At 59.0% G+C, this 13,418-nt stretch carries 9 protein-coding genes; 6 read left to right on the top strand and 3 right to left on the bottom strand.

Features of this window, described 5'->3' with window-relative positions; genetic code table 11:
* Positions 1-39 precede the first annotated feature (39 nt).
* Positions 40-819, top strand: a complete 780-nt coding sequence (dnaQ, locus tag QRN50_RS18635) for a DNA polymerase III subunit epsilon (RefSeq protein ID WP_003368580.1) — start codon at positions 40-42, stop codon at positions 817-819.
* Positions 820-839: 20 nt separating this feature from the next.
* Positions 840-1,394, top strand: coding sequence for a GNAT family N-acetyltransferase (locus QRN50_RS18630; RefSeq protein WP_024639681.1), 555 nt, complete (start codon positions 840-842; stop codon positions 1,392-1,394).
* Between the two features lie 45 nt (positions 1,395-1,439).
* On the opposite strand, the gene QRN50_RS18625 is transcribed toward QRN50_RS18630, so the two are convergent.
* Positions 1,440-1,655, bottom strand: a complete 216-nt coding sequence (locus QRN50_RS18625) for a hypothetical protein (protein ID WP_003404447.1) — start codon at positions 1,653-1,655, stop codon at positions 1,440-1,442.
* Between the two features lie 210 nt (positions 1,656-1,865).
* Here QRN50_RS18625 and QRN50_RS18620 point away from each other — a divergent pair, with 210 nt between their 5' ends.
* Complete coding sequence (locus QRN50_RS18620) at positions 1,866-2,435, top strand: NADPH-dependent FMN reductase (protein WP_003404446.1); 570 nt, start codon at positions 1,866-1,868, stop codon at positions 2,433-2,435.
* 146 nt (positions 2,436-2,581) lie between these two features.
* Entirely contained in the window at positions 2,582-7,810 is a 5,229-nt protein-coding gene (locus QRN50_RS18615; RefSeq protein WP_096127386.1) for a dermonecrotic toxin domain-containing protein, read from the top strand.
* A gap of 43 nt (positions 7,811-7,853) precedes the next feature.
* Here the strand turns inward: QRN50_RS18615 and QRN50_RS18610 are convergent, their stop codons facing one another.
* Complete coding sequence (locus QRN50_RS18610; RefSeq protein WP_011267227.1) at positions 7,854-9,005, bottom strand: acyl-CoA dehydrogenase family protein; 1,152 nt, start codon at positions 9,003-9,005, stop codon at positions 7,854-7,856.
* Positions 9,006-9,008: 3 nt separating this feature from the next.
* The gene (locus tag QRN50_RS18605; RefSeq protein WP_003404441.1) at positions 9,009-10,106 is read right to left on the bottom strand and encodes an enoyl-CoA hydratase/isomerase family protein; all 1,098 of its coding nucleotides are present in this window, start codon (positions 10,104-10,106) and stop codon (positions 9,009-9,011) included.
* 276 nt (positions 10,107-10,382) lie between these two features.
* On the opposite strand from QRN50_RS18605, the gene QRN50_RS18600 reads away from it, so the two are divergent.
* Positions 10,383-12,062, top strand: coding sequence for an MFS transporter (locus QRN50_RS18600; RefSeq protein WP_003404439.1), 1,680 nt, complete (start codon positions 10,383-10,385; stop codon positions 12,060-12,062).
* Complete coding sequence (locus QRN50_RS18595; protein ID WP_057458485.1) at positions 12,059-13,216, top strand: HlyD family secretion protein; 1,158 nt, start codon at positions 12,059-12,061, stop codon at positions 13,214-13,216. Before QRN50_RS18600 ends, QRN50_RS18595 begins: the two co-directional genes overlap by 4 nt.
* The last annotated feature ends 202 nt before the right edge of the window (positions 13,217-13,418 follow it).

The raw sequence follows: 13,418 nt of genomic DNA, 5'->3' as shown, positions 1-13,418 counted from the left end.
GCGTGCTAGAATCGCGGCCTGTACATGAGGCAACAGTCAATGGCATTGCAAAACCTGGATAACAGATCGATCGTCCTCGATACCGAAACCACCGGTATGCCGGTGACGGATGGTCACCGCATCATCGAGATCGGTTGTGTCGAGTTGATCGGTCGCCGCCTGACCGGGCGGCATTTTCACGTTTACCTGCAACCCGATCGCGAAAGTGACGAAGGCGCGATCGGTGTTCACGGTATCACCAACGAATTTCTGGTCGGCAAGCCGCGGTTTGCCGAAGTCGCCGATGAATTCTTCGAGTTCATCAAGGGCGCGCAGCTGATCATTCACAACGCAGCGTTCGACGTTGGCTTCATCAACAACGAATTTGCCTTGATGGGTTCGCAGGACAGGGCTGATATCACCCAGCACTGTTCGATTCTCGATACCCTGATGATGGCGCGAGAGCGCCACCCGGGTCAGCGCAACAGCCTGGATGCACTGTGCAAGCGCTATGGCGTCGACAACTCGGGCCGTGAGTTGCACGGCGCATTGCTCGACTCCGAGATTCTGGCCGACGTCTACCTGGCGATGACCGGCGGGCAGACCAGCCTGTCGCTGGCCGGCAATGCTTCCGACGGCAATGGTTCGGGCGAAGGCTCCGGCAACCGTGGCAGCGAAATTCGCCGCCTGCCGGCCGATCGCAAGCCTTGCCGCATCATTCGCGCTTCTGAAAGTGAACTGGCCGAGCACGAAGTGCGTATGAGCACCATCGCCAAGGCTTGCGGTGCTCCTCCGCTCTGGGTACAGATGCTGGAAGCCGGAGCACAGGCATCTTCCTGACAGCAAGCGGCAAAGGTGAACTGAACGTGGCACATCCTGCTTTGAGCATTCGGGTTGCAGACGAATGCTTCGAGGACTACATCCTCAATAGCGAATTCACGTTTACAGTGCTTGGCTACGCCCAACCGCGCATCGGCGAGCCCGTGGATTCATGGCCGGTCGAGTTGGTCGAGCCGTACAGCAAGAATTACGGCATCGACTCTCAGGAGTTCGCCGATCATCGTGACGCCGCCACCAGTTCGGTGATGGTTGCCTGGCTGGATGACCACCCCGTCGGCCATATCGTGATGAGCACTCACTGGAGCGGCTTCGCCTACATCGATGAACTGGCGGTAGACGAGTCGGCGCGCCGTCATGGCGTCGCACGTTCATTGCTCGACGCCGCACAATTCTGGACTCGCAAGCGCGATCTGCCGGGCATCGTTCTGGAAACCCAGAACAATAATCTGGGAGCCTGCAGGCTGTACGAGAGTTGCGGGTACGTGGTCGGCGGGGTGGATCACATGCGCTATCGCGGCATCGATCCGAGCACTCGTGAAACGGCGATTTTCTGGTATCTGATCTTTTCGGATTAACAGCTTCCCGCCGGCCGTGCAGCCAAAGCGGGAATGCTGCCGGTATTACGTGGGGGTGCGGGTAATTTTTATGCCCGATTGCACCAGCTCGAAGTCCTCACCACCCAGATGCTTGACCCGGTCGCCGATTGCCAGCCTGTAGGTGATCACCGGTTGCCCGCTCTGCGCCTCATCCGGCTGCGATTCCTGGAACTCATGAACCGGATAAACGCGACCTTCGGCGTCCCTGGCATGAAATTGTCCGACGAGAACTGAAGCCATTTGCTCTGTAACCTCTGAAACTGAATATAACTGCTGGTTTACGAATCCATCGAGGCTAGTAGACCACTGATCTATAGGTGAGTTTGCCTTTGAGGGAAAAAATAATCCCTGCTGTTCCAGCACGTAGGGAATTGACCGGCGCAAAGGTCGTCTAAACCGGGCTTCTGTTCTATACCTAACCTTCCCTTGAATCAGATGACGGATATTTTCATGAGCCAGGTTCATACCATTGCCGTATTGGTCGGCAGTCTGCGAAAAGACTCCATCAACCGCAAGATCGCGCTTGCTCTGGCAGAACTGGCACCTGCCAGCCTGAAACTGAATATCGTCGAGATTGGTGACTTGCCGTTGTACAACGAGGACATCGACGGCGATTCACCGCCGCCTGCATACACTACCTTTCGCGAGCAGCTGGGCGCTGCCGACGGCGTGCTGTTTGTCACCCCGGAATACAACCGCTCGGTGCCGGGTGCCCTGAAGAACGCCATTGATGTGGGCTCGCGTCCCTATGGCAAAAGTGCCTTCAGCGGCAAGCCGGGCGCAGTGATCAGTGCCTCGCCGGGTGCTGTCGGTGGCTTTGGTGCCAACCATCACCTGCGCCAGTCGCTGGTATTTCTAGACGTGCTGTGTCTCCAGCAGCCCGAAGCCTACCTGGGCGGTGCCGGGAGCTTTTTCGACGAGTCCGGCGCATTGTCCGATAAAACCAGGCCTTTCCTGCAGAAGTTCATCGATGCCTTTGCCGCCTGGGTCGAAAAGAACGGCAAAGTCTCCGCCAACTGACGCTGACGCTGACGAAGCGCGTCTGCGGATAAATTGCTTTATCTAACGCAGGCGCTTCGCGCTACCTCAATAAGCTGTTTCCTTTTTTCCTCTGCCATGCGCTCACGCGCAATGCGCTACGAGGAGTTATCCAAGGGAAACAGTACATGCCAGCAGCACTGCCGTATTTCTTCAGTGAGGCTCTGCGGAGCAGATTTACACAGGACATCCAGTACGCAACGGATGAGGCTCGAATTACCAGCGACGAAGGACGGTGGCTAAGGTCACTGGTCGCTACAGACACTTCAGCAGATTCCGGCACAACCTCCCCGAGAGTCGACAGGCTGACAATTGAAGACGGCTCCGCAGGCAATGCCGAGCTGGCCGGAGCATTGTTCATCAGTGATCCCGATAACGCTGACGCTCCTGTTTTTCTGAGTACATTGGCGTTCGGTATCGAGCGATTTGCTAGCCGTAGTTTGCTACTCGCCGGATTGCAGCAGCGGTTGGCCGAGGTCAGCGACATGTCGATTGTCGAAGCCGATCGTGTCGAAGAGGCGTTGTTCGAAGCGCGCAGTCTTGCGGTGATACGCCAGCAAGCCCGGTACCTGGAAGACCTGTGGACACTGTTACAGGACTTGCCTGATCTGTATTCAGCCTGTGGCAAGGCTTTGCAGGCGGTTCTGTTGGCGCGTGGGTTGGGAGACGGCATCGACGTCTTCACTCAGATCGTGCAGATCCTGGAAATGTCCCCTGCTGCCGATCCGGGACTGCCATCGGTCGTGGGCACCCAATACCTGATCGATGCCGCTGTGCAGGTCTTCATCGGCGAGTTGATTCCGACAGGTCTGACGCGGCAGTTTCTGGATGCCAGGGGGGATATCCTGTCCCAGGCCCAGTCAACGCTCTTCGAGCAAGCATTGTCTGACTCGGTTTCCGCAGTCAGCGCTGCCTACGAGCAATTGCTGGTTGACTACTGGACGTCCCTAAGGCCCGACGGCCGGACCGTGAAGGACTTCGCCACTCGCGCCTTGGCAGAGTGCTTTCGTCAGCACCTGCTGTCGAGCCGGGCACATGGCGCGATGACGGACGCGGAGTACCGCCATTTGCTCACCCTGTTGCCTTCATCCCCTGAAGCGATCGATGCACAATCGATCAGGGTCCGACGGTTGTCGGTGTCTGTGGCGGGGCAGGAGCCGGTCAAGCTGGTCGGTGTGGCCCTGATCGAGTTCCCGGCGGACGAACTGGCGGGTGTATACCTTTATTCCTCGTTATCGGGTTTGCTGCGCTTCAGCGATTCGGCCAACGCCATCGAGCACGTCCTGAGCGACCCTTCACGTAACGGAATGCTGTTTTATTCTTCGCTGGACGATCATGTTTCCATTCGGATGCAAGGACCCGTGGAGGTGCGTCAGGATACGCTCGCCACAGAGTTTTTCAGTGATTTCGTCGGGTCGCTCATCGCCCTGCAAAAGCGCAATCTGCGTTACGCGCTGGCGTTGCCGGCGATCGATGCGGCAAAAATTCCCGTCCGGGTTGATGATGCGCTGGATATTCGGGGGCTGCTGGACGGCCGATTGCTGAATCTGCACGACTCAGGACGCTGGCGCTCGGAACGTCTGACCTTTGATCAGGCCTGGGGTGCCTCTGTGCAAACCACCAGTGTGCAGCCGAGCCTCATTCCCGAGCCGTCCTATAACTGGGTCAGCAAACTGAAAAAGCTCGACTGGATGCTTGAGCGCGTTGATGCCCTGCATACGGGCGTGGACAGCTGCATGCGTCTTGCGCTGAACCGCTATCTGGCAGTGATTGGCGGCCCGCATCTTGATGCATGGATGCTCTGGGTGTTACCGGATGCCATCGATGCGCCGCCCGTGCGCCTGCTTTCGTTGGCGCTTGACCGCGTTTGCGGTTATGCACCGGCACCGCTGTCAGGCGGCGTGGTTCTTGCCGGGCTGCTGAAGCCGGTTATGGATCAACCGGTGCAACGTTTGCCCTTGGCATTGATCGAGCAGATTCTGTCCTGCGTCCAGCTGGATTTCCCTCGCCGCTTCAACGAGCAGATAAGCGAATTCTATTCACGCTCGATACGTCATCTGGATACCCGATTACGGCCCGACGTGATGTGCGGTCTGATTCGGGAGTACTCGCTGCGTCTGGAACTGCTGGTTGAAAAACGCATCGCTACGCTTCCTGATTCGGTCATCGCGAACGTCCAGCAAGTACTGGACAGACCGTTACCAGCGCTCAGGGCTGCGCTGGGCGAGGCGCGTGTCGATGCTTTTACCGTCTCGGTCGAGTACGACCCGCAATCAGCCGCGATCAAAGTGCCCAATGCATTCGTGATCAATAACAGGTTGCCCGGCAACAAGCCCGCTCTGTGGATAGTGAACAAGGGGCTCATATGTTTCGAAACCCTGCAGGTACTGGAACAGTATGTTGCTGAGCGGTTTACCGGCAAAGAACTGGGATCGCACTTGCCCGGCGTTCTTGCCGAGCCTGACCGGCAGACGTTGCTCGACTATCGTGCCCGGAAGGGTGCTCTCACCCTCAAGGTCGTATTGCAGCGCATCGAAGGGCATTTCATCGAGGCCTTGCAACACGACGAGATAGAGCGTCAGCGGCGCACGATGGCAGAACTTTATCAGCAGGCCGTGACCTGGCGGGTGCCGTCAGAACTGTTTGTCAACCTGTTGGGGGCAGGGGAGCGGGATGACCGAAATCGCCAGAATCTCAGCCATCTGGGGGTCGCCATTCAGTTCATCATCTACAAAGCCATCGTGCCCTCATGGGTCCGCGAAGCGTCCAGGGCCGATCAGGTTATGCTGATTGATGCCCTACGGCGTTTCTATGTGACCTGTGCTGGAAAGAAGGACTTTCTATTTGATATTCCCAGCCTCTACGAATACTCCTGTGAACAACTGAGGCTCAGGTTCCAGACCGATTTCACCGAGCCTCGTCCGGATCCTGAAAACATCCGGGTTACCCTGGAGCATTTTGTTCCCGCTCCAGTCGCGCCGGGGCAGACGCCTCAATCGATACCGGCGGCCACGGACGCAGTCAGTGAAAACCTGGCGGAGTTTGCCATCAACCGTTTCCTGTCCAGGCAGGACGGCGTCATTCTTCTCTCCTCACGAGATGATCAGCCGCTGAACGCGTCGCTGACGCCGGCTTATGTGCGTGAGCTGGTGAAGTCGCTGGACATTGCCGCAGGTTACCGGAGCCTGCTGGACTCGCGGCTGGCCGTGACGGCTGCGGATTATCCGGAGCGACGCAGGCTGTTCGTCGAACAGGTCCCTTCTCTCGATATTCTGCAAGCGTTTGCGCTCCGGCTTAAAAATGAGCTCAGCGAGCAAGCCTACCAAGTGATTGAAAATGTGCTGAGCATGCCTGATGCCATCGCGCGACTTCCTGTCAACGGCTGCAAAGTGGTGCTGAGCCCCTTGCAATTGCTCCCTGCCAAAGAAGGCTGGGAGCCGACTGTCGTACTGAATACGTATCTGATGGGGCCGATGGACAACCAGCCGGGACCGTGGGTGCTTTACGCGCCGCTGCATGAAGATTTCGTTTTCAAGGAATACCCGGATCGGGCCGCGCTGTTGCATGACATACACACCTCTGCGTTTCTTCAACAATACATTCTGGATCGTGTTGATCCCGATGTGCGCAAGCTCTACGACAACGGTGGCTTTATGGAGCCGCACCTGCCTTTCAGTGCAGAGTCTTCGTTTGATTTTCCTTTTGAAACACCTGCACCGGTCACCCTGCAAATCGACCCGTATGAGGGAAACTGTCTGCTGCTGATGTTCAGGGGCGCCCTCGATATCCTGAAATTACAGGTGCAACAGCACAGCGTTACCAATGCCGAACAGCACCGTGCTACGTCCCGCTACCTGTTCACGCTGGGCGCCGAGCAAGTCATGGCGCTCATGCCGGGGAGGGTGGGTGCGTTGATCGGCATTATCCAGGGGCAGACGCTGCTGAATATGTCGGTCATCTCGGCCGGGGATCAGAGCTGGGGCAAGGCTTTTTCGGAGTTCATGGCTGCTCTGAGTGTGATGATTTCTTCTGGACAGGCGCCCTCGGCATTCCCGTCACGGGCGGTTGACGAGGTCAACATGACAGCGGAGGAAGCTGTCCTGTCTGACCCGCTTGTACAGCTGGATGACGACGCCGATGTGCCCGAGTTTTCCTGGAGCAACAGCTCACTGACCCAGCAGATACGAGAGCGGCTGCGCCAATTCGAAGTGCATGATGTTGCCTTGAACACGCTGCAAAGAGATGAGTTGTTGAGTACCTACCACGATCCGCTCCCAAATAGAGAGTATGCAGCCATTGGTGGCAAGATCTACGAATTGAAGTCTGATGCTAACGGCTGGTTCATCGTCTCGGGAACCATGGTAGGGCCCCCGGTCAGTCTTGATGCGGACCAGCAATGGAAGCTTGATATCCAGGGCGGGCTGAGGGGCGGAGGGGGCGCGCTGACGCGTATGGAGGGCAGCCTTGTCGACGACCTGGTTGACGACATAATGGTTGTAAACGCCCGGGGGATGTCCGAGATCCGCCACTCATACCGGGAAATGGCCCTGGCCATCGAGGACGCGCACAAGCAGGCGCAGTACTATCTGGAAAACAGCCTGGCCAACCTGGCGATACCCGTATCCGCCAAAGCAGTCGAACCACGCGCGGAAAAAATCATCGCCGATTTCTTTGGTCAGAAGAATCCGGACGACCGATTGTACGACGTCACTAAAAAGACAATTACCGATATTTATCAGGAATTGATGAACCCTTCGATGTCGCCCATCGACTCTCAGCGTTATGTGGTGGGTATCAACCGCATGGGCAATGAGGCCTCCAGCGCATTCATCTTCGAGGCGGATCCGTTGAGGCGGGTGTTCCTGACTGAACAGTTCTTTCGTGTACCTACTTACCGTTTCAAGCTCAGCGCCATTCGCTCGGGTGAATTCAAGCATGGCCCGCATTATCGCGCCGCCATTCTGATTCACGAGTTATCGCATATGGTGCTCAAGACCGACGACATTGCCTATGTCGACTCTCAGGCCCCGTACGTTGACCTGATCGAGGATACCCCGACGTATCGATTGCGCATCAGGAATGAACTGATTACCCAGCAGCAGAAAACCCTGTCCTACCAGACTGACCGAGACAAGCTGTTCAAACAACTGGATGAAGACACGTGGCGCGATTTGCGGCGAATGGACGGTAACGGTAAGCAGACGATTCTGCGTATCTGCGGCAAGAAGACCCTCGAAGAAGCGCGTGATGTGTTTTACCAGGACGTCCATAAACGTACCGACGTCATGCTCAAAAATGCGGATTCCGTGGCGTTGCTGGTGACATTGCTGGGGCGCGAGCGCTTTGTGAGGCGCTGAGGGCATGCTCCGGCGACCGACGTCACCGGGGCACTCGTGCCTGTCAGACCAGATAATGGCGCAATTCACGGGCGATCAACAGGCGCTGGATCTCGCTGGAGCCTTCGTATATCTGGGTGATGCGCGCGTCCCGGTAGTAACGCTCGACCGGGTAGTCCTCCAGATAGCCATAGCCACCATGAATCTGGATCGCCTTGGAGCACACCCATTCGGCCATTTCCGACGCGAACAGCTTGGCTTGAGAGGCTTCCGACAGGCACGCTTGCCCGGCGCTGCGCAGTCGTGCAGCGTGCAGGGTCAGCAGGCGGGCGGCATTGATGCGGGTGTGCATGTCGGCCAGCAGATTGGCAATGCTTTGATGTTCGATGATCGGTTTGTCGAACTGCACACGTTCCCGCGCATACGCCAGCGCAGCTTCGAAGGCGGCGCGGGCGATACCCAGCGCCTGCGCGGCGATGCCGATGCGGCCGCCTTCCAGGTTGGAGAGGGCGATCGACAGGCCCTTGCCGCGCTCACCCAGCAGGTTGGCAGCCGGGATTCGGCAGTTATTTAAGGTGACTGCGCAGGTGTCCGATGCGCGGATGCCCATCTTGTGCTCGCTGCGATCCACCACGAAACCGGGGTTCTCGGTCGGCACCAGAAAGGCTGACAGGCCCTTTTTGCCAAGCGCCGGATCGGTCACCGCAAACACGATAGCCAGTTGTGCCCGCTTGCCGTTGCTGACGAACTGCTTGGCGCCGTTGATCACCCACTCATCGCCCTGTAACTCGGCACGAGTCCGCAGGTTGTGGGCTTCAGAGCCTGCATGTGGTTCGGTCAGGCAGAAACAGCCGATGGCCCGGCCCGTGGCCAGTTTTTCCAGCCAGGCATGTTTCTGCTCGTCGGTGCCGTAGTTGAGAACCGGCCCGCAGCCCACCGAGCTGTGAACGCTCATCAATGTGCCGGTGGCCGCGTCGGCAGCGGAGATTTCCTCAACCGCCAGGGCGTAGGCGACGTAATCGATGTAGGTGCCACCCCATTGCTCCGGCACCACCATGCCCAGCAGGCCCAGTTCGCCGAGCTTGGCAACCAGTGCGTCATCGATCCAGCCGGCCTTTTCCCAGGCCTGGGCATACGGCGCGATTTCATTACGCGCAAAGTCGCGCGCCATGTCGCGAATCATTACCTGCTCTTCACTCAATTCAAGGTCGTGCACGGCTCAATTCTCCAGACCGCTGAAGAAACTCTGCACCTGCGCGGCACTGACGTCCTGCGCGCTGGCGTGTTTCCATTGCGGCTTCTTGTCTTTATCGATGATCAGCGCACGTATGCCCTCGATCAGGTCACCGCGTTCGAACCATTGGCGGTCCAGGTGCAACTCCATGGCGAAGCAGGCCGGCAGCGACAGATGACGGCCACGGCGCAGCATTTCCAGGGTCACCGCCATGCCCAGCGGTGAGTGAGCTTTCATTCGGGCTACGGTATCCAGCGCCCACTCGCGGGTGTCGCCGATGACCACCTGTTGCAGTTGCTCAAGCATGCTGGGAACATCCGGCAGCCCGAAAAAGTGGTCGATGGCGTGGCGCAGGGATTCCAGCGGAGGGGAGGGCAGACGCTGGGTCGCCAGCTTGGCCAGCGCACCCTGCAGGTCCTTGAGCGGGGTCGACTTCCATTTCAGATGATCGAGCATGTGGTCGAGGCGCGGCAGCAGTTCGCTGTTCATGGACCAGTTGGCAAGGCCGCAGTACAACGCGTCGGCAGCACCGATCTGCGACCCGGTCACGCCCAGCCAGGTCCCGAGTTCGCCGGGCAGCCGCGAGAGAAAATAACTGCCGCCGACATCAGGGAAATAACCGATGGCGACCTCCGGCATGCCGAGGCGGCTGCGTTCGGTGACCACGCGCAGGTCGGCTCCCTGGACCAGCCCCATGCCGCCGCCCAGCACCAGGCCATCCATCAGGGCCAGTACCGGCTTGCGGTAGCGGTGAATGGCCAGGTCCAGCTCGTACTCTTCGGCAAAAAACGTGTGGTGCAGATCCTGGCCGCTCTGGTGGCTTTCATACAGCGAACGGATATCGCCACCGGCGCAGAACGCCTTGCCGCCTGCGCCGCGCAGGACCACGGCATGAACCGAGGGGTCGTCGGCCCAGCGCTCAAGTTGCTGGCGAAGTGTGCGGACCATGTCCAGATCGATTGCGTTCAGGCCTTCCGGACGATTGAGGGTCAAGTGTCCGATGTGGTTACGCACGTCGATAACGATCGAATCCCGGCTGGCGGACGGTCGAACCGGGCGGGCGGATGAAACCTGTGAACTCATTCTGAACTCCTTGTTCGGTTGCGCTTTTTTCTTATTCGAGCATTCGAGCGTCGCAGAAGATCGTAGCAGCGCAAATGTGCAAAGCAAAACTGCGTTTAAGCATAGTCTGAAGTTTCAGATAGCCACTGTTTAACGCCTTCGCAAGTGCCTGAGTGTTGCGGTATTGGACTGACCGATACGAATCATTGCCTGGCGGATGAGTATTATGAGTGTCATTAATGTCACAAAAGGGAATTCCTCAGGTGTACCCCATGAAAGTCCCCGTGCCAGTCGTTTATGAGCGATAAGTATGCCCCGCGCGAGTGGGCCGCCCACGAGCGTCCGACCATGCCCGGCTCGCCGTCGACGCCACTGCATTCGACCGCGCGGCGTTGGGCGTTTGCCGTCGTGGGGGTTATCGTCGCGCTGACCGGCGGCCTCGGTAATGCGCTGGTAGTCGCCAACCTGCCGTATTTGCAGGGCGCGCTGGGGGCGACATCGCAGGACATCGCCTGGCTGCCGGCGGCCTACATCATGACTAACGTGTCGATGAATCTGCTGCTGGTGAAGTTTCGCCAGCAATTTGGTCTGCGTGCGTTCACCGAGCTGTTTCTGGTGCTGTATGCGCTGGTGACGCTGGCACATCTGTTCGTCAACGACATCGATTCGGCCATCGCTGTACGTGCGGCACACGGTATGGTCGGCGCTGCGCTCAGCACTCTGGGCCTGTATTACATGATTCAGGCTTTCCCGCAGAAGTGGCGGCTCAAGGCGCTGGTATTGGGGATTGGCACCGCCCAGCTGGCAACGCCGCTGGCCCGGCTGGTGTCGGAAGACTTGCTGCAGATTGCCCAATGGCGTGGCCTGTACCTGTTCGAACTGGGCATGGCGCTGCTCTCGCTGGGCTGCGTGCTGCTGCTCAAACTGCCGCCGGGTGATCGCTTCAAGGCGTTCGAGAAGCTCGATTTCCTGACCTTCGGCCTGCTGGCCAGCGGCTTTGCGCTGTTCTGTGCGGTGCTGTCGCTGGGGCGTATAGAGTGGTGGCTGGAAGCGCAGTGGCTGGGTATCGCCTCAGCGGCATCGATTGCGCTGATCTGCACCGGGCTGGCTATCGAGCATAACCGCAGCAATCCGTTGCTGATCACGCGCTGGCTGGGCAGTGGGGCGATCCTGCGTCTGGGCCTGGCGGTTATCCTGTTTCGCGTGGTGCTGTCCGAACAGTCGGTCGGTGCTGTCGGTTTTCTTCAAGCGCTGAATATGGGCAGTCAGCAGTTGCACACCTTGTATCTGGTGATGTTGCTCGGCAGCGTCTCGGGGCTGGCGGTCAGTGCGCTGACCATCAACCCGGCGCATCTGATCAAACCCTTGCTGATCTCTCTGGCGATGATGGCAGTGGGGGCCTGGATGGACAGTCATTCCACCAACCTGACCCGCCAATCGAACATGTACCTCAGCCAGTTTCTGTTGGCGTTCGGCGGCACGTTTTTCCTCGGGCCCACCCTGGTGCTGGGGATCAGCGGGGTGTTGGCGAACCCGCGCAACATGGTCAGCTTTTCGGTGTTGTTCGGGATCACCCAGAACATCGGCGGGCTGATCGGGTCTGCTGCATTGGGCACCTTTCAGGTGGTGCGCGAGAAATTTCATTCCAGTTACATCGTTGAACACCTGACCCTCATCGATCCGCTGGTTCAGGCGCGACTGCAGAGCTACAGCGCCAGTTACAGCTCGGTGCTCGCCGACCCGTCATTGCGCAACAGTCAGGGCATCCGCGCGATGGCCACGGCAGCGACCCGGGAGGCCAATGTGCTGGCCTACAACGATGTGTTCATGCTGATCGCGCTGATTGCGGTGCTGACCATGATCTGGATTTCAGCCCGGGTCCTGTGGCTGAAAATGACCACTCAACCTCTGGCGCTGGCACCCGTTGCACCTGCTGCTTCGCCCTCCGTATCCAACTCCGGCGTTAAATCTTCATGACCGAATCCAAGACCCCAGATACCGAAGCTCCGCGCAACTCGCCGCCACCGGCACCGTTGACGTCCCCGGTGACCAGCAAGCCGCGCTCGACCCGCAAGCGTGTCGTGTCTTCCGTGATTTTCGGCGCCGTCGCCCTGGCCGGGGTGCTGGTGGTGCTGTACGCCTGGCAACTGCCCCCGTTTGCCAGCCCGATCGAGAGCACCGAGAACGCGCAGGTCAAGGGCCAGACCACGCTGATCGGGCCGCAACTGAGCGGCTATGTCTACGAGGTGCCGGTGCAGGACTTCCAGTTCGTCAAGGCCGGTGATTTGCTGGTGCGTCTGGATGACCGTATCTATCGTCAGCGCCTGGATCAGGCCATTGCACAACTGGCTGTGCAGAAGGCCTCGCTGGCCAATAATCTGCAACAACGGCGCAGTGCCGAAGCCACCATCGGCCAGCGTCAGGCCGAACTGCAGAACAGCATCGCCCAGAGCCGCAAGAGCGCCGCCGATCTGCGGCGCAATCAGGCGCTGGTGACCGACGGTTCGGTTTCGAAAAGCGAGCTGGATGTCACGCGTGCCGCCGATGCACAGGCAAACGCCGCCGTTGCCGAAGCCAGGGCAGTCTTGCAGATCGCCCGTGAGGACCTGCAGACCGTCATCGTCAACCGTGGCTCACTGGAAGCCTCGGTCGCCAATGCGCAGGCGGCGATCGAGCTGGCGCGCATAGACCTGGACAACACCCGTATCGTTGCCCCGCGGGACGGGCAGTTGGGGCAGATTGGCGTACGTCTGGGTGCCTATGTCAATTCGGGCGCGCAATTGATGGCGCTGGTGCCCGAGCAGCGCTGGATCGTGGCGAACATGAAAGAAACCCAGATGGCCAACGTGCGCCTGGGCCAGCCGGTGAGCTTTACCGTCGATGCGCTCGATGGCCACGAGATGCACGGCCACGTACAAAGAATTTCGCCCGCTGCCGGCTCTGAATTCAGCCTGCTGCCCGCCGACAATGCCACCGGCAACTTCGTGAAGATTTCCCAGCGTATCCCGGTACGCATCGTGGTCGATGCCGATCAGCCCATGCTTGAGCACTTGCGGCCAGGGATGTCGGTGGTCGTGAGCATCGACACCAGCGAGGATGGCGATGTGCCGCCTGATCCGGCGGTGCGCTGAGCCTCTGGATGATCGCTGATTGCTGGACGCGAGCAGGATTCGATCCGATGCAAGTTGACTATCGTGCCGACGCTCCGCGTCGGCATGCAGTTCATGACGCTCCGCGTCACACAGCGGTTCTGCGATATCAGGTGGATTCGGGTTCGACTCAGGTCACCTTTTCGCCCCTCGGCGAGTTACTTTGATGAGGCCAAAGTAACCA

The organism is Pseudomonas sp. MEJ108 (assembly GCF_030208985.1).
In the GTDB taxonomy this organism is placed as follows: Bacteria; Pseudomonadota; Gammaproteobacteria; order Pseudomonadales; family Pseudomonadaceae; genus Aquipseudomonas; species Aquipseudomonas fragariae.
Note: the sequence above shows the minus strand (reverse complement) of the source record. Positions and strands in the feature narration are given on the sequence as shown.